General features: G+C 44.7%; 14 protein-coding genes. 6 read left to right on the top strand and 8 right to left on the bottom strand.

Annotated elements, in window-relative coordinates; translation table 11 throughout:
* The first annotated feature begins 92 nt into the window (after positions 1-92).
* The gene (locus tag AB4Z08_RS12830) at positions 93-2,606 is read left to right on the top strand and encodes an XrtN system VIT domain-containing protein (protein ID WP_441574137.1); all 2,514 of its coding nucleotides are present in this window, start codon (positions 93-95) and stop codon (positions 2,604-2,606) included.
* Complete coding sequence (gene xrtN / locus AB4Z08_RS12825; RefSeq protein ID WP_441574136.1) at positions 2,600-3,940, top strand: exosortase N; 1,341 nt, start codon at positions 2,600-2,602, stop codon at positions 3,938-3,940. Before AB4Z08_RS12830 ends, xrtN begins: the two co-directional genes overlap by 7 nt.
* Here the strand turns inward: xrtN and AB4Z08_RS12820 are convergent.
* Complete coding sequence (locus AB4Z08_RS12820) at positions 3,930-4,346, bottom strand: hypothetical protein (protein ID WP_441574135.1); 417 nt, start codon at positions 4,344-4,346, stop codon at positions 3,930-3,932. The genes xrtN and AB4Z08_RS12820 overlap by 11 nt on opposite strands.
* A gap of 85 nt (positions 4,347-4,431) precedes the next feature.
* Here AB4Z08_RS12820 and AB4Z08_RS12815 point away from each other — a divergent pair, with 85 nt between their 5' ends.
* Positions 4,432-5,250: an alpha/beta hydrolase gene (locus AB4Z08_RS12815; protein WP_441574134.1), complete on the top strand. Its 819-nt coding sequence runs from the start codon at positions 4,432-4,434 to the stop codon at positions 5,248-5,250.
* Positions 5,251-5,282: 32 nt separating this feature from the next.
* Positions 5,283-6,053: a porin family protein gene (locus tag AB4Z08_RS12810; RefSeq protein WP_441574133.1), complete on the top strand. Its 771-nt coding sequence runs from the start codon at positions 5,283-5,285 to the stop codon at positions 6,051-6,053.
* A gap of 58 nt (positions 6,054-6,111) precedes the next feature.
* Here AB4Z08_RS12810 and AB4Z08_RS12805 read toward each other — a convergent pair whose 3' ends face one another.
* Positions 6,112-6,828 carry a 3-ketoacyl-ACP reductase gene (locus tag AB4Z08_RS12805; RefSeq protein ID WP_441574132.1) on the bottom strand — a complete coding sequence of 239 codons (717 nt, stop codon included), beginning with the start codon at positions 6,826-6,828 and terminating at the stop codon, positions 6,112-6,114.
* Between the two features lie 106 nt (positions 6,829-6,934).
* On the opposite strand from AB4Z08_RS12805, the gene AB4Z08_RS12800 reads away from it, so the two are divergent.
* Entirely contained in the window at positions 6,935-7,804 is an 870-nt protein-coding gene (locus tag AB4Z08_RS12800; protein WP_441574131.1) for an aldose 1-epimerase family protein, read from the top strand.
* A gap of 96 nt (positions 7,805-7,900) precedes the next feature.
* Here the strand turns inward: AB4Z08_RS12800 and AB4Z08_RS12795 are convergent, their stop codons facing one another.
* Positions 7,901-8,416, bottom strand: a complete 516-nt coding sequence (locus AB4Z08_RS12795) for an outer membrane beta-barrel protein (RefSeq protein ID WP_441574130.1) — start codon at positions 8,414-8,416, stop codon at positions 7,901-7,903.
* Between the two features lie 227 nt (positions 8,417-8,643).
* On the opposite strand from AB4Z08_RS12795, the gene AB4Z08_RS12790 reads away from it, so the two are divergent.
* A complete protein-coding gene (locus AB4Z08_RS12790; RefSeq protein ID WP_441574129.1) occupies positions 8,644-9,606 on the top strand; it encodes a tetratricopeptide repeat protein in 963 nt (320 codons plus the stop codon).
* 79 nt (positions 9,607-9,685) lie between these two features.
* On the opposite strand, the gene AB4Z08_RS12785 is transcribed toward AB4Z08_RS12790, so the two are convergent.
* The 5 genes from AB4Z08_RS12785 to AB4Z08_RS12765 all read right to left on the bottom strand — a co-directional run bounded on the left by AB4Z08_RS12785 (position 9,686) and on the right by AB4Z08_RS12765 (position 18,592).
* Positions 9,686-12,805 (bottom strand): efflux RND transporter permease subunit, encoded by a 3,120-nt coding sequence (locus AB4Z08_RS12785; protein WP_441574128.1) that lies wholly within the window; start codon positions 12,803-12,805, stop codon positions 9,686-9,688.
* 11 nt (positions 12,806-12,816) lie between these two features.
* Entirely contained in the window at positions 12,817-13,860 is a 1,044-nt protein-coding gene (locus tag AB4Z08_RS12780) for an efflux RND transporter periplasmic adaptor subunit (protein ID WP_441574127.1), read from the bottom strand.
* 10 nt (positions 13,861-13,870) lie between these two features.
* Entirely contained in the window at positions 13,871-15,238 is a 1,368-nt protein-coding gene (locus AB4Z08_RS12775) for a TolC family protein (protein ID WP_441574126.1), read from the bottom strand.
* 277 nt (positions 15,239-15,515) lie between these two features.
* On the bottom strand, positions 15,516-16,133 hold the full coding sequence (locus tag AB4Z08_RS12770; protein ID WP_441574125.1) for a TetR/AcrR family transcriptional regulator: 618 nt from the start codon (positions 16,131-16,133) through the stop codon (positions 15,516-15,518).
* A 230-nt stretch (positions 16,134-16,363) separates the two neighbouring features.
* On the bottom strand, positions 16,364-18,592 hold the full coding sequence (locus AB4Z08_RS12765; protein ID WP_441574124.1) for a DUF4838 domain-containing protein: 2,229 nt from the start codon (positions 18,590-18,592) through the stop codon (positions 16,364-16,366).
* Between the last annotated feature and the right edge of the window lie 22 nt (positions 18,593-18,614).

Here is an 18,614-nt window from a genome sequence, read left to right as displayed (position 1 = left end):
CATTTTCTCCAAAAACTCAAAAATATATTTATACTTTGTATTACAAAGTGCTTTTTATTTTATAGCTTTACCTCCGTATTCAAAACCTATATATGGAAGTTGGAATTTCCAAACGCCAGCCGATAATAATTACCATCGGCCTGGTATCACTATGCTGTTCAGTACTCGTATTTGTATTATCCTCTTACCGGATAGGGAACCCCAAATCGGAAGCCTATTTTCTGATAAATCATTTTATCGTATTAATCTGGTTCTTTGCCAATTGGTTCGGTGGTGAGCTCAAACGAAACCCTCATAGACGAAAAGTGGTAGCCATATTCGTTGTCCTGTTATTGCTGGATGCTTATACCATCAATAATGAGATATCCGTATTTAAATCAACAGCTACCTGGTTTGCTATTATATTGGTAATGATGTGTGTTAACATCATGGCGTTTTGTTTCTTTGAACAATGGCCGGAATGGGTAAAGTGCCTGCAAAGCGCGGTATTGGGTTTCACATTATTGGCACCGGTTTACCTGGCCTGCTATCTGCTGGATATGTATGTTATCAGTCTGATTGGCCTGATTGCTATTGGCATTTCTATTGTTACATTTTCCCCGCTATTCCTTTTATGGTTTAACCTGCGAATGGTTCAAAAACTGATATGGCCGGTGTTTCGTTACCGCGTCATTTATTTATTTATGCTTGCCTTATCTATGGCCATTATCACCACTTACGCATTATTATATGCAGTAAACATAAAAGCCATGGAGGATGTTTTCAGTGTGGGCGACAGACCAACAGAATTGCCAGCCTGGGTGAGTGTTGCACAAAAGCTGCCGCATAATTTCATGACGGAAAAGATCCTGAAAACAGGTATTATTTATATGGCCCCTGGAAGTTGGGATAGCTTTAACCTCTGGTCTATGCCACAAAAGGAATATGATGGCGAAATAAAACATGATCCGCTGTTCATTACATCCGCTTTTATATTTGGGGCCACCAACATACCGGAAGAAGACAGACTGAATATCCTTAGTGTAATATACGACAAGCGACATTTTGCAGAAGATCGTCTTTGGACCGGAAAAGACTTATCCACTACGAAAGTGAGCACCATGGCTGATCTATGGCCACGTTACCACCTGGCCTATACGGAGAACACGATCACCGTAGCCAACAAGAGCGAAAGGGGCTGGCCACAAAACGAAGAAGCTATTTATACTTTCCATTTACCTGAAGGGGGTGTTGTTACTTCTTTGTCGTTATGGATCAATGGGAAGGAAGAAAAGGGGATACTCACTACCAGGCAAAAAGCACAGGCAGCTTATAAAGATATTGTTGGTGTTCAATACCGCGACCCTTCTGTAGTTCATTGGCAGGAAGGAAATCGGGTAGTCGTACGCGTATTCCCGGTACCCGTGCAGGATACCCGGAAATTTAAAATAGGTATCACCTCTCCGCTGCTGGTGAAGCAAGGTAAACTGGTATACCAACCCACCTGGTTTGAAGGACCGGTACACGATCAGGCTAAGTATGAGGTCAACCTGAATATGGATAACTGGCCCAGGGAAATGACACTTCCATCCGGATTCCATCCAGGTAAAAGCAGCACCATTAATCGTAAAGGTAATTATGATGCAGACTGGGAGCTAAGTATTCCGGAGGAACCTATAGACAATACTGCTTTCAGCTTTAACGACCAGCGATATACGTTGCTGCCGTATACACCTGCTTACGAATTTTTTGCGCCGGAAAATTATTACCTGGACGTCAATAGTAGCTGGAAATACAACGATTATCAGCAAATAACGACACAGCTGAAAGACAAAGCAGTGTGGATATTTCATCCACAAAAGGGAATGATAGCCTTAACAGAAAATAATAAGAAGGAATTATTCGATGAACTGCAACAGCTTCGCTTTTCGCTGTTCCCGTTTCACCATATCATTAATGCAGCCAGTGCTATGGTAATTACTGCTTCCGAAAGTATTTCTCCACAACTGGGCGACCTGGAAGACGCGGGGTTCCGGGATAGTTTGCGTACTTTCTTTACCAGGCAACCCGTACGACTATACGATATTGGTAATGCCCTTTCACCTTACCTGGCTACCCTGAAGGAATCACGGTCATTGATCTACGAAAAAGGAACAACATCGCAGTTATTATCTCAACTAAATAAAAATAGTTTTCTGAAACCGGAAGAAGATACTTCACAGCTGATTATGGCCCAGGCAGGTATGCGCATTACAAGAAGTACAGATAGCACCCTTGCACATGGCCCTGATCACCTGGCACGACTGTTTGTGTATAATCATGTGATGCAACAACTGGGACCGCGCGTTACAGCAAAAGACCTCAACAACGATACCACCCTCATCGAGGCGGCAAAACAGGCGTATATCGTGTCTCCATTATCCAGTTTGATTGTACTGGAAACGCAGGCAGATTATGATAAATTTGATATCAAAGATGATGGGAATACATTGAAAAATGCTTCCTTACACGGACATGGGGCTGTTCCGGAACCGCATGAATGGGCGCTGTTCATTGTAGCCGTGTTACTATTGACCTATGTCAGATTTGAGAAGTTGCTGTTCCCGAAAAGGAAGAATATATGCTAACGTTATTGTATAAACGATGTATAAGCAGGGGGGCAAAACTGCCGGCATCATGGTTACTGGCGGTTTACTTAGTAATAGGTATCATGCAGCTACATGCCTATTTTGCCTGGCACAACACTTTTTTCATATTGTGTGTAGTAGCCATGGTCATGGTATTCCGGATAGATCGTACCTGCGTAGGCAGTATGCGTTGCGGCTGGGTGGCAATGTTTTTTTTATTGCTGTCGTGGCAGCTGCCGGTGTTTACTTTACGTTATGCTGCGCTGGCCTCCGCCATCTTTTTTGTAGTAGAGTATTTTTATGGACGCATTCATCTGCTCACCTTTATTACTGCTATACTGGTTACACCGGCAATAGACTATGCCGCTAACGTGTTTAGTTTTCCGCTGAGACTATGGCTCACCGGGATGGCTGGAAAAATGCTGGCAGGTGTTAATCCCAGTATTACCATTAACGGCAATGTAATTCAGCTGGGACACAATGAATTTACAGTGGATGTTGCCTGTATGGGATTGCAGATGATGCTTACCTCCCTGCTTTGGGGGGTGATGCTGATCGCCTTTTATCAGCGCAGGTATCAGAAAACGCTCCCGGGAATTCTTGTCGGCCTGGTACTAACGGGCATTATAGGTTTAAACATTATAGCCAACTTGTTTCGCATCATTTTGCTGGTACAATTTGCATTGCCACCCGACACGGCTGCACATGATGCAGTGGGTATTTTATCGCTGCTTATCTATGTCATACTTCCCCTGATACCCGGAATTAAATGGTTATTGCAGCGGTATGGAAAAGCAGCGATGGAGCGTACCTTTGCGGCTCCGCACAGGTATGGACTTGTACTGCAGCTGTTGCTCCTGCTGGGCATTGTAGCCGGATATTATTTAAAAAGGAATAATGCCGGAAGTGATATGGACAGCAACAGCCGAGTAAAAACACTGCCAGGTTATTTGCAAACCATTGAAGCCGACCACGTGGTTAAACAAACAGCTGCTGATGCCTTGCTGTATATCAAACCTATTCCAGGCTTCTATTTTACCGATCATCAACCTATGATTTGCTGGAAGGGGAGTGGCTTTGAATTTTTTAATGTAAAGGAACAGACGATGCAGGGCGTGAAAATGTATACAGCGGAATTAAGAAAGGGAAACAGCACATTGTACACCGCCTGGTGGTATGAAAACAGTACCCGCCGCAGTAGCAGCCAGCTGGAGTGGAGATGGGATGCACTCTGCAGCGGGGATAATTATTATCTCATTAATATGACGGTAGAAAAGAAAACACTACTCGAACAAAAAATAGGAGTGTTACTCCATACACACCTTATTCAGTAATCACTTCTGTTTCTTCTTTATGTCTTGGCTGGTAATACAGATAGAAATAAGCCAGTATTAAAATGCCCGTCACAAAAGGAATCAGTGCCAGATGCTTATAGGTAATATTGCCCATAATTACCTGCGTATCAAAATGAAAGAACTCGCTGATCATCCAGTAGGAGTTCGCCGAAATCCAAACGGTGATGGCTACGTTGTGGCATAGCTCAGACATAAACTGACGGGTGCGCCACGCAATAACGATAGAGATAATCAGCGTTGGAAAGATCATGGCAACGCCCAGGGGCTTCCAGATCATACACCAGCTGATATCTTTCAATAGCCAGAAAACAATATGGAGATTTTCCATCTTACGGTAACTTAAAGGAATGGAGTATACCGGTGATGTGGTTGCTTGCTTACTCATGTGTGTGTTTCAGTTAATTTTATCTGGTTGAAATAGGGGATAAAGATATTCTTTATCTTCGTTTTGCACCAGCTAAACTCCGGCTATGAATGAATTTTACTGGAATTACCAGCACACAAAGTTTCATGGTATCAACTGGATCCCCGAAAATCTTGACCGGGTAATGACTATTGTACACGGGATCGGAGAACACATTGGCCGTTACGATCATGTGGCCGCATTCTTTATGAAAGAGGGTTTTGCGGTGATTGGCATTGATCATTATGGGCATGGTAAAAGTGATGGTCCCAAAGGAGGCTCTAAAGGTTTTGAATTTATGTTTGATTACCTGCAGGCATTCCTGGGTTATGTAAAGAATACTTATGGTAAGCCAGTCGTGATGTATGGCCATAGTATGGGCGGTGGTGTATTAACGGGTTTCTTACTCAGAAGACAGCCGGATATCCAGGCAGCGGTGATTTCGGCACCCGCGCTGATCATTGGTATGCGTCCTGGTAGTTTCCTGAAAGGGACCTTGAAGGTATTGAGTGCAATAGCGCCTAATCTCCGTATTAAACAGGGGCTCGATATTAATAAAATTTCACATGATAAGAGGGCAGTGGAAAAGTTTAAGGCAGATCCTTTGCGTCATGATAAACTCAGTTTGCGTTTGGCCAATGATATGATTCAAAATGGCGCCTGGTGCCTGTTACACGCGGCAGAATTAAAAGCCCGCTCCTTACTTATTCATGGCAATGCCGATGAATTTACTGCTGTGGAAGGCTCCCGGCTCTTTGCGCAGCGGGCCTCCGCTACACTGCTCACTTATAGGGAATGGGAGGGTATGTATCATGAAATGCATAATGAACCGGATGCCCGGGATGTTTTATTGTTTGTGGCCGGTTGGTTGAGTAATGTGAGATAATTAGTAAATTGGGTTTACAATTCTTATTAATTATGAAAATCCAAAGCTCTTTTAAATGGCTTTTGCCGGCTATTGTCATGTTTTTTGGCACCACCGCCTACGCACAACAAATTGATCTCGGCGTAAGAGGAGGCATCAGTATTCCAAATCTTACGGCGGGTGGCAGTGAAGAAAATCCCCTCAATAAGGGTTACAGCTCCCGTCAGGGCCCCGACTTCGGTATTTTCGGGGAATACCACATCAGCAAACTTTTCTCTATCGAAGCAATGATCAGCTACTCTTCACAGGGTGGCAAAAAGAATGGATTGCAGGCATTTCCGGTTCCGCCACAACAGGCAGGCCAGTTGCCTCCCGGCACCACTTATCTCTATGCAGATTTCAAAAGTCAGGCAAAACTTAACTACCTGATGGTGCCTATTCTGGCTAAATTTGGCTGGAACCTGGGACCGAAATCACCCCTGCGTTTATATGTAGATGCAGGCCCTTTCTTTGGATTTCTGCTGAGTGGTAAACAGGATATCACCGGCGGTAGTACCACCGTTTTCCTGGATGAAAAAGCTACACAGCCAATAGGCCAACAGTCTTTCGACCAAAACGTAGACATCAAAGATCAGCTGAACACCTTCAACTTCGGTGTAAGCGGAAACGTAGGACTGGCTTACCTCTTTGGTCGTAGCCAGGTATTTGTGGAAGGCGGAGGAAACTACGGCTTCCTCAATATTCAGAAAGGAAGTGCCAATGGTAAAAACAATACCGGTGCTGCTACAGCATCTATCGGATATGCTTACCGCATCCGTAAATAATTTATAGAGGATGTTAGTTGCTGATGAACATATTCATCAGCAACTAACATCAAATCACTTAAGGATTAGTAGACCATAACCCCGCTGATTTTACCAGCACTCTTCTGTTTAGCTTCAGCTGCGCCACAACAAATTCCGCCAGATCTTCCGGTTGTAATACTTTGTCCGGATTACCATCCGTTAAATTCAGGTCTTTTGCCATATCCGTAGCAATCGTACTCGGTGTTAAAGCACTCACCCGGATATTATGTTTTCTCACTTCCAGCATCAGGGATTCCGTTAATCCCAGCAGCCCGAATTTAGAAGCGCTGTAGGCACTCGTAAGCGGAGCTCCACGTTGCCCGGCTGTAGATGAAATATTGATGATATCACCTGCTTTCCTGGTTATCATACCCGGTAATATGGCACGGGTTACATAATATACGCCCATCAGGTTTACCTGGATGATTTGCTCCCATTGTGCCGGTTCCAGTTCCAGGAAACCACCAAAAGCTGCAATGCCTGCATTGTTGATCAGGATATCAATGTCTCCCAGTTCTTTTGTGAGATGTGCAACAGCGGTGTTGACCGCGTTCATGTCGCTTACATCAGCAGTAGCATATGCCACTTTCACCCCCATGCCGGTTAATTCTTTGGCCACTTCCTCCAGTGAACCTGCACTACGTCCCATCAGGGCGATGTCAACACCTTCCTGTGCCAGCGCTACCGCCAGCGCACGGCCTATGCCTTTGCCACCGCCGGTGATCAGGGCTTTCTTTCCTTTTAATGATTCCATATAATGCCTTCGTTTTTTAAGAAAAAAAATACCTGGCAAAGGTACAAAGCTTTGTTCCAATTACAGGTTATCTTCGCAGATATCCACTATATAACAGTATCAGACCATGATAGAAATCTCCAATGAAAAACTCACCGTTGTGATTGACCCACAAGGCGCAGAATTACAAAGCATTATCCGTAAAGATACGGGGCTGCAATATTTATGGAGCGGTGACCCCGCTTTCTGGGGCAAAAAAAGTCCCGTACTCTTTCCCATTGTAGGAGGTCTTAAAGACAATACCTACCGCTATAATGGTCAAACCTATACCCTCGGCCGCCATGGCTTTGCCAGAGAGCAACTGTTTATGGTGACGGAGCAGGGAGCGGAACATGTCAGTCTCCGTCTCTCTGATAATAAAAATACCAGGAACGTATACCCTTTCCATTTTAATTTTACCATTCAGTACCTCCTGCAGGACGATCAGCTGCAGGTAACCTACCAGGTGGAAAACAAAGATGAAAAAGTATTACTCTTCTCCGTAGGCGCGCACCCAGCCTTCAAATTGCCACTGGTAGCAGATACTACTTACGAAGATTATTACCTGTATTTTAATAAGGAAGAAGAAACCGGTAGCTGGCCGTTATCTCCAGGTGGACAAATAGAAACGGCTCCTGTACCACTGCTACAGCATACGCACGAACTGCCCCTGAAAAAATCATTGTTCTACCAGGATGCCCTGGTGTTCAAAGACCTTGCCTCTACCGCTATCAGCATTAAAAGCAAGTCTACACCACATGGATTAACACTGGCTTTCGAAGGCTTTTCTTACATGGGAATATGGGCGGCGAAAGATGCCGACTTCGTTTGTATTGAACCCTGGTGTGGTATTGCCGATAGTGTAACCGCTACCGGAGAACTGGAAGAGAAAGAAGGGATCAACCGGTTAGCTCCCGGTAAAGCGTTTGAAAGAACGTGGACAGCGACGATGTTCTAGCTATTAGCCATTAGCTTTTAGCTTTTAGGAAAATGCAGCGAAGATTAACAAATGATGCTCTTCGCTGCATTTTCCTAAAAGCTAATGGCTAATAGCTTAAAAATTATATCCGGCTTTCAGGCCAAAGAAGCTACGTGTACCATCTTTGAACCATGCTTCATACTTGCCTTCTACATCCAGACCGAGTACACGGATACCGAGACCTGGTGCTACGAGTCCGCCTACACCGTTATAGCCATTTCCGGTATACTGAACAGTACCACCTTCTACCTTCACATACAGAATGGAGATCAGCTTGTACCGTAACCCCAAACGGATAGGTACTACATTGTAAGCTTTGTAATCAGTGGTAAAGTTGTTGGTGGTAACACTTTTACCGCCGAAGTGGAAGTAGCTTACAGAACCTACGGCCGTTAAACCTGCTACCAGTTTAACATCAGCACCTAAACCAATACCATAACCGGTATTATGGGTCTTACTGAAATCACCTACAGGAAAGCCCGCTTCAACAAAAGGGCCAATACTGAATCGTTTTAATTGTGCCTGCGATGATTGTGTACTCATACAAATCACCAAAAGCATGGTTGCAAATGCCAGGAAGATTTTTTTCATAAGAACTAATTTTCAAAGGAATGGTTGACTAGCAAATTAGCCATAAAAGTAAGGAACTAATTTTAAATGGTTGACTGATAAAATTTTGTGGGGATTTAAAACTAACTGATTATATTTAATGCATATGTGTTTAATGTGGGCGGAGAATAGCGGTTTAAGAACACCGACAGCAGTTATGATACCGCTTCCATGCCAACCATGACAAGTTAAAACCATCCGTAGCCAACATGAATTTATTCAAAAAACTATTTGGTAAAACAGCAGCTTTGTCAACTCCTCCGGCTTATTCAGCCGAGGAGAATTTTCAGCAGGAATTTCTGGCAACAGTGCCAAGATATATTTGTAAACCAGGTGCGCCGGTTAATTTAAGTATGAAAAATCCCGATACCGGGAAAGCCATGCCCTTCGCAGATGCTTTCCCGGAGCAATATGCTACCTGGAAAACGGTTAAATCAGCCGCAGATCGCAGGGGAATTATTTATGCCATATTAGATCAGTTTATGGGTAGTAAACTGGAACTATGGCAACTCATCGAGCGGTTCACAGATGATCGTTATCCTGAAAAAGCTTTGGGCCTGGCCACCACTCATCAGACGGCGGCAGATGAACAAAGTGCAGATTACTGGTCGGCTTTGGCGAAAACAAACTTTGTGCTGACCAACTACGCGGAAGCCAGTGCCAATGCCTCGAAAGCAATTGCATTGGACCCTGCTCATAAAAGAGCCAGAATAGTGCTGGCAGATACTTACCATTTTATTCATCAGCAGGAAGAAGCACACCGGATTTATAATGAAATACTGGCCGAAACGTTACCGAAAGACAAGCCATTGGAGCTGTCTGTTTATGAGTTGTTGGGTTTTGATGGCAACATCCTGCCTTCACCTATCTACGCCGCTGCATGGCTGAAAGACGATATAAATGTTACAGAAGAGGTATGGAACTGGGCAGGAGAGGAGTTTTATTATAGCCCGCAATTCCGTTGTCAGCACGCATATTACCTGATAGAAAAGAAAGAACACCTGAAAGGTTTTGTAAAATTGTTTAACCTGGCGAAGGATATGCCCTGGTGCAGGGAAGCAGTGATGAATAGCTATAGCCTGATAGATCAGCTGGGTTTAGGTGACCGGTTTTCGGAAGAAAAAAACATGTTGAAAGCGTTGATGGATAAAAATAGCTGGACAAACGAATAGCTGTATTTCTATGCGTGACGACTTAAAACAGAAAAACCTGCTATAAAGCAGGCTTCTTCTGTTTTAAGTCATAAACCAATTATGAATGATGTAAAATGGCATCCTGTGGCAACAGCAGATCTTTCTTATGATGTGATCCATGTCCATTTGTAGGAACCACGTCTATTTTGGGTGGAATCAGCTTATATACTACGGGTGTCACTATACGCGATAACAACGTAGAACTGATCAGGCCTCCAATCAACACAATGGCCAGTGGGGCAATTAACGGATTGGTAGATATAGCCACCGGTATTAATCCGCCGATAGCGGTGAGTGATGTGAGTACGATGGGCAGGAAACGTACTTCTCCGGCCTCCCGTATGGCCTCTTCCAGAGGTTTGCCCTGCATGCGCAACTGGTTGGTGAAATCTACCAGCAAAATAGTATTCTTTACTTCTATCCCTGCCAGCGCTATCAAGCCTATGATAGCCACAAAGGAGAGGGAGTTACCTGTCAGCCACAAACCTATGGCGGCACCTACTATGCCTAATGGAATCACTGACAAAACAATCAGCATACTCTTGAAAGTTTTGAACTGCAGAATTAATACCGCAACAAACAGGAAGATGGTAACAATGATCACACTCATAAATCCACCAAAGGAATTTTTCCTGCTCTCTACTTCTCCACCCATCTCGTAAGTATAGCCTGCAGGGAGTTTCAGCGCATCCATCTGTTTTACCACATCTCCGATCACCTGGTCTGTCAGAAAACCTTTCTTTATAAAAGCACCTATGGCTACTACCCGGTTTTTCTCCTGGTGATTAATAGTTAAGGGAGATGTTTCCAGCTGTAGCTGTGCTACCTGTGAGAGCGGAATCGCGGTCCCCTGACTATTATTGACATACAGATCTTTGAAAACGTCCATCGTTGGTTTGCCCGTTTTCTGTTTGGTCAGCAGGATATCATAATCATTGTCGTTCTGATCATTGTACTGACCCAGGTTAATACCGGATATGGCTAAACGTACCACACGGTCGATGTTGGCCGTTGGAATGCCCAACTGCTGCGCCTTTTCACGGTCTATCTTTACACGGATATCTGACTTTAGTGTACTTACCGGGTTGTTGATGTAAATAGTACCGGGTGTTTTTTCCAGCATCTTTTCTACATTGGCAGCCATCGCACGTAAGCTATCCAGGTTATCTCCAAATAAGCGTACTTCTACCGGTGCTACCATCGGTGGTCCCTGTTCAAAATTCTTTACCTCCACTTTAGCACCTGGATAAGGCGTCCATTTTTTACGAAGGGACTCGATCAGTTTGGTCTTTTCAGCCGGGCTGGTATGTTCACCCAGTTGCACAAAGATCTGTGCATAATCACTTCTTTCGTTTTCCTGTGTTTCGTTGTAATAGATACGGGGATTGCCTTTCCCGATATTGCTGGCAAAAGATTTGATGATCGTCTCCTGTTTCAGTTCTTTTTCTATTTGCTTTACTACCTCGTTGGTGTACACCAGATTCGACTGCGGCGGTGTAAATATATTGATCAGGAACTGTGGTTTTTCGGAAGCAGGAAACAGGCTAAAACCAATCACTTTAAACAATCCTATTGCCGCACCAAAAATAACCAGGGATACCACCATCGTGATCACCGGACGGTGTAATGCCTTATCCAGCAATTTCGCGTAACTGCCATGGATCAGCTTTTTGAGCAAACGCATAAACAGGTTACCTTCCGGATTACCGGTATGCTCTTTTAGCAAACGGCTGGAAAGGAATGGGATGATGGTAAGCGACACCGCCATAGAGGCCAGCACACTGAATATCACCGCCAGCGGAAGACTCCGGATAAAGTCGCCACTGCCTTCCGGCATAAATACCAGGGGCATAAAGGAAATCACCAGGGCAGCAGTACAACCTACTACGGCCAATCCTATTTGTGACGTGGCTTTGAGGGTGGCTTCCATACGACTATGTCCCTCAAGCATCCATCGCTCTATATTTTCTACCACCACAATACTATCATCTACGAGCAGCCCCAATGCTACTACCAATCCTACTATGCTCAGCTGGTTCAGGTTAAATCCAAACAGTTGCAGCAACACAATACCAATAGATAACGACAGCGGAATAGAAATCATCACAATCAATGCCGGACGTTGCCCTAAAGGCAGCAGGGTAAAGGCCACGAGTAGTATGGCGATGATGAAGTCCTTGCCCAATCCGCTCAAACGATTATTTACTGCATCAGCCTGATCAAAATATTGCACCAGGTCAATATTGGAAGGCAATGTTTTTTTGAATTTTTCTATGACCGGTTTATACTGCAGTTGTGTTTTGGTAATGTTTTCTCCGGACTTCTGCGCAGCTGAAACGACTACACAGCGGTGACTGTTGAGCCGGACGAAATATTTCTCATCTTCAAAACCATAGTATACCCTTGCAATGTCTTTCAGGAAAACATTTTTTCCATTACCGGCAGATACAATCGTGTTGCTGATTTCATCGATGTTCTGATAATTGCCGCTGGTTTTGATATTAAAGCTTTTCGCACCGGCATCAATACTGCCACCAGGTATATTGGCCATTTCGCTTTGTATGGCCGCCATCACGTTGTTAACGGGCAGGTGCAGCTGCGCCATTTTATCCAGTTGTAATTCTACACGCACCTGTTGTTCGGGCAGGCCATGCAGTTTTACATTTTTCAGTGAGGGTACTTTTTCCAGTTCATCCTGTAATTTATCTGCGTAATAGCGGAGTTTATCACGGGATGCATTTTCAGAAATCAGTGCTATCTGCATCACGTTTACATCGGATGGTTCCTGCTTTCTTACTTCAATGCTGTAAATGTCTGCTGGTAAATCTTTCCGCTTGTTGTTCACTTCTCTTACCAGTTCCTGGTATTTCTGGTCTACGTTGGAGCTGTATTTGTATTCCACCCGCATTACGGCTACTCCATCACTGATAGAAGTACGTACCCGTTTAATATCATCCAGGCCGTAGATTTCTTTTTCCATCGGATCTACTACCAGGTCTTCCATGTCTTTAGGACTGGTGCCGGGATACACTACAATAACGGTGTATTGTGGAGCTCTCATTTCCGGATCTTCAGAGCGGGGCATGTTGAGGATGGTAGTGATACCCAACACAATGATCATAATAAATATCACCAGGGTGAACTGGTAATTTTTGACGGCATAATTAGCTATTTTCATGATCGTAGGTGTTATTGGATGATGCGGATGGGTGATTGATCTTTCAGATAGGCGCTACCTGAAATGATAAGGGCCTTTGCCTGTTCCATGCCATTGCTGATGAGCACATTTTCTTTTTCCATACCGGTGATGGTTACCGGGATTTTCTGTGCGGTTTTATTGTCGTTGGTAATGAACACAAAACCACTGCTGCCATTGCCATCCAGCAGGGCGGCATATGGGATGCTCCAGGCGGTGCTGCCGGTAACAGCGCCAGCGTTAATATGACAACGGCCAAACATGCCGGCCGCGATAGCGGCGGGCTTGCTGCCGGTGAGTTGTACATCGATGAGGAAGGTGCCGCTTTGTGCGTCAATACCTTCAGATTTACGTGTAACCATTCCTGTTAGACTGTCGCCGGGTACACCGGATATTTCAATTGTAGCTTTGTCGCCGGTTTTTACCTGCGCCCATTCTCTATCACTTACGCCTACACGAAGCAACCAATGTGCGCTGCTGGCGCCGTTGGTTTGCAACACCGGGGTACCTGCATTCACCATTTGTCCGCTGCTCACCAGTTTATGCAATACGTATCCATCCTGTGTAGCGTGAATAGCCGAATAGCTGCGGTTAAACTGGGTGGTACTAAGCTGTTGGCGTGCCTGATCCATGGTGGTTTTGCTGTTTTCCAGCTGTTCCTGCGTAGCTACGCTGTCGTTATGCAGGCGAACAATACGTTGATAGTCCCGTTGTGCTTTTTCAAATGCCAGCTGGTCTTTCTGTACCTGCGCATCTATTTCTGTGAGGTTCAGTGTTGCCAGGAGCTGACCTTTGTGTACCGGGTCGCCTTCTTTTACCAGTATGCTGCTGATGATACCATTTGTTTTGAAAGAAAGATATACTTCGTCATCCGTTGTAAACTGGCCGGATGCGTTGATAGATACTGCGGTGCCTTGCTTTTCCAGTGGCATTATTTTCACTGGGATGGTATCTGAAGGTGTGGTGGTAGCCGCCGGCTTGCTGCCGCAGGAATACAAAATCAGGGAAAGAGGCAGCAGGAGCAATGTATTTTTCATATAAGTATGTTTATTGGTTGTTGTTATTATCAATGTTGTAAGATGCCTGTGCACGTTCTACTGCAGCATAGGCCGTTTGCACAGATGCCTGTGCCACGGTAGTTTGCAGCTGTGCCTGTGTCAGTTGATTCTGTGCGTCCAGTAATTCTATATACAGGAGTTGCCCTTCTTTGTAGACTTTCATCTGATCGCGGTAATACCTTTCGGCAAAGGACAGYTGGCTTTGTGCGGTTTTAAAATTCCTTAATGCAGTCTGATAGTTGTTAACTGCCTGGTATAGCTGTAAGCGTAACTGATCAGTTGTCTGCGATGCGGCGTTGGTGATGGTTTCCACATCATTGGCGGCTTGTTTGATCTTGTATTTATATTTATGAGAAGCAAACAGGTTCCATTCCAGGTTTACGCCAAAGAGATAATAACGTGTGTTTTTATCGAAAGTTGCGCCTGTGCCCTGTGAGCCCAGGTCAATAAAAGTGCTGAGCTTAGGGATAAGATAGGCACGTTGTAGTTGTTCGTTTAACCGGTATGCGGTAGTGGCACTTTTATATTGAGCCAGTTCCTCCCGCTCGTTGATATCTTTGCCTGGCAGTTGTGCCGGCGTGATCAGCAGGGTGCTGTCCAGCGTTACGTTTTCGTCCAGTCCCCGGTTTAGCAGGAAGTTGAAATATGCTTTGGAATTCTGACGGGTGTTAATGGCTTTGTTGATATCCGCATCGGTTTTCTCTTTCTCTGTTTGCGCACGATAGAGGGCGGTGTTATTGCGCATGCCATTGCGCACCATGCTTTCGTTGATGCGTATGTTTTCGTTGATCAGCGAAAGGGCGTTGTTATAAATAGCAACTGCCTGTGCTGCCTGGTAGTATTGGTAGTAGGCTGTTTTGATGTCACGCACAAGTTCCCGCTTGTATACATTTACTGCAGCCTGTTGCTGGGTAATCTGTTCTCTTTTGATCTTCTGGTTGTAATAAATTTCTGCGTTGATCAGTGGGAGACTGGTCCTCACTTTTGCATCATAAAAGTTATCAGGGTTGAGCTGAACCGATACGTTTTCCAGTGATTTGAAGTTGTGGCTGTTGGTCAGCTGATTCAGACTGTTATACACCGGGTTCATGATATCCCCGATAGGAAAGTCGATGGTACGCCCACCGCTCGATTTAGTGTAGCTGCCGAGCAGGGATACATTGGGGCCAAACAGGCTTTTAGCTTCCTGTAATGCGAGCAACGATTTGGTGAGCTGGAAGTTTTGCTCCTTGAGCCCCTTATTATTGCTGAAAGCGGATTGTATGTATTGATCCAACACGGTGTTTTGTGCGAAGGAGCTGAAACCTGCCGTGAGCAGGCCTATTAACAATGCTCCTTTTGTGAGTGACGTGTACATAATGAACGGTGTTTATTTATACCGAAAAAAATAAAGCCATATGGCTTTTGTTATCGTTGTTGATATACTGAACAGTGTTTAATGCCAGGCTTTAAAAAAAGCCGTGAAGGCTTTTTGAATTATTTCGGGACACATTTCTCTTTCACACCTGGTCTGCTAAACGTTAGCTGCTAAGACTTTCCCGATTTCAGCAAGTATTTGTTACAGCAAAAAATCGGCTCGCTTCTAATGCAGACGTTTAACTCCGGGATATATTTTACGATTTGGTAAATTTATTTTACGCTTTAATCATCCGAAGGTATTCCCGGATAGCTTCATCCACCACAGCAGGCATTTCTTCGTCAGATACACGGGATACTTTTGAGCACCTGCCCCGCAGGTGCAGGCTGATCAATCCATGTGCAAAGCCCCATACGGAAAGCGTAGCAATAGTAGCATCTTTAAACTTCACTACTTTCTTATCAATACACTCCTGCATGAGATTATGCAGTGCATCATATGCCGGATCCCCGTTTTTCCACTTTTCTTCCTCCACCAGCGCATTCATGGGTGCTTTGATGATAAACATCAGATCATATAACTCAGGATGCTCCCTGGAAAATTCTACGTACGCTTTGGCCAGCTGCTCGAGTCTTTTGAATGGAGCATTGTCTGTTATCTTATTCAGAAACTCACTTGCAAGGGTTGCAAAAGCATCAGACTGCACATCATACAGTAACTGGTCTTTATCTTTATAATAAAGATAAATAGTGGCAGGACTGTACTCTATCTTATCTGCGATGTTGCGGATAGATACTTTTTCATATCCTTCTTCCACAATCATTTTAACAGCTACGTCTACAATACGTCTGCGCATCTCCGCTTTTTCCCGCTCTTTTCTTTCTATTATGCCCACGTTGAATTGTTTACAGTGCAAATATACTGAACAGTGTTTATTTTCCAAATTTATTTCTTGTCTTGTAACAGGATTATGCTGATTATGTTGATTTTTAATATTTTATGATTGGGCTGAAATTGAAATTTGCATAATGGCATCCAACATCCAATCCTGAAACTCTTCAATCTCTAAAATCACAAGAGAAATCATCATAATCAGTATAATCCTGTTTCAAGACAAAAAGCGCATTACTCCACACTCACCTCATCACAACACAACGCCGGTTTTTTTCCTTCCACCAACCGCCACTCCGGTAACACCGCCGGGCACTTAGCCGTTACCCGTATATACCGTGCTGAAGTTGCTGGCAAGGTAAATGAATAGTGATTAATATGCACCGCATCATCCTCTTCCGGCACTGGTATATCCTTTAGACCAGCAAATTTAAAAGACACACCATCTGTAGATGTTTCAATCAGTAGCTGTGTAGGATTGAAGATATAATGCCTGGCGTCCTGCAGAAAATTCAGCTGTATCTGATGGATGGCTTTATTACTGCCCATGTCAATGGTGGCGATCATATCCTTACCATAAGTAAAGAGCCAGTTATAACTAAAGTCGTTACCACCAAATAATCCGTCTGTGAGGGTGGCTTCTTTTTTAGGTGTGTATTCCGGTGTATAGGCGTTTACGAGTGTTACCGGTGCGCGCAGGGCGAGACTATTGATCCATTTACGGGAGAACAGCTCCTCCCATTCCTTTGCATAGGCATCAGGAGATAAGCCGCCTTCAGAAAGCTCTTGCACACCGGCTGCTTTACATTGCTCCGTGAAATGCTTTACCCGCGCCGGCCACTTGGGATGTACGCTGCCATCAGGTTGCAGGTAACCATATTTTTCGTTGCCATAAAAACGGGATTGCTGCAATACAACGTACTCCAGGAACAACCGCGTTTGATATACCCGTTGTAAATAAGTATTGTTGTTACCCGCGGCAGCTTCGGCTTTGTCCAGCAGGGTAGAGTATTGGTCTATCAGCGCTGGCGACAAATAATCCCGGGAATTAAAAATCGGGTTGCCATAAATATCCAGGGTGCTGTGGGTGCTTTTAACGGCATTGCTAAGCGCTTCGATATACTGCCCTGCAAAAGGAGCAGCAGGACCGTAATAGCCCTTTAGAAACGTACTGTTCACCTGTTTAATGTCTGCATTGGGTTGCCATAACAGGGCCGCCTGCACGTAGCTGTTATATTCCGCCATATCGCCATAGGTTTCACCACTGCCCTGCGAGAAGACCCCTTTTACATGATGTGTGGCGAAATATTGAAGATTGGGTTGCAGGTTATTATAATCAGGAAATGGTGCCAGGTAGTTGGTGAACTGTGTGGTATAATCCCAGATAAACAGGTTGCCGGTAGTAGCTCCCCAGCTCTCAAGATTTTTCCGGAAGCCTGCAGCAGAAGGTGTTTGCGATAACGGATCCTGTCGGAAAGCATCAATGGTACTCAGCATAATGAATACATTGCCTGCCGGTTTTGTTTTCAGGGGTGCTTTGGCGGTATAGCCATAGGCCAGTGTGGTAAAGCGCTGCTCCGGAAACTGACTGGCTACCCGGTTTACAAAACGGATCAGCGAGCAGGAAGGTCCACCTTCTTCTGCATCTGCTTTCTTACATTGATCACAGGTACAGGCGCCACCACCATCCTGTGGGGCTATAGACCAATACATGGCATCAGGGTTGTCAGCAATAGCTTTTTTAAACCAGGCTACCGTTAATGCATACACGTTTTCGTTGCTCAAACAAAGTTGTAATGCCTGTCTTTTTCCATTTACCAGCGAATAATATTCAGGATGCTCTTTAAAATAGGTGGTGGGGGGTAGTATTTTAAAAAAAGAATGTCCCCATACGCCCCATAAGTCTTCGAAGCGCTGTAGCCCATGCCATGCCAGGTATTCCGGATCGGTGGAGGCAGGGTAGTAGCTTTCCCGGTAAATAAAGGCTGGCTCCTGCAAGTCCGTCAGCGCGCCATTTATGCGTATATCCTTTGACGTGAGAACAGTGGCGGGGCCTTTCGTATCCTTACGGCAACCCATATACGTTTCTAAGGTGTGATATACGCCGTATACTACTCCTTGTCCGCTGCCCCCGCGGATATAAAGCTGTTTGTCTTTGCTCCCTGTGAAAAAGCCATCGTTTTTGATTTTTTCCGGTCCTAACGTATGAATGGTATTACCAATGAACACTGCCGGCTGATCTTTATACAGACTTTCTGCTATCACGACTAACTTCGCCCCGGAAATACGTTGTACATAATCCTGTAGAATACCGGCTGCCCTGGTTTCCGCTTTGGTAGGAGATGCCGGAATCACAATCACATAGGCACTCTGGCCCTGCTTTACCAGGAGGAAGTCTTCCGCCTTACCAGGCTGACACGCACTGTATAACAACGTTGTGATCATTAACAAAAAGCTGTTCATAATTCTGCACATTGTAAGTCGG

This window comes from Chitinophaga sp. RAB17 (assembly GCF_052114225.1).
In the GTDB taxonomy this organism is placed as follows: Bacteria; Bacteroidota; Bacteroidia; order Chitinophagales; family Chitinophagaceae; genus Chitinophaga.
This window is presented reverse-complemented; position numbering and strand designations above follow the sequence as displayed.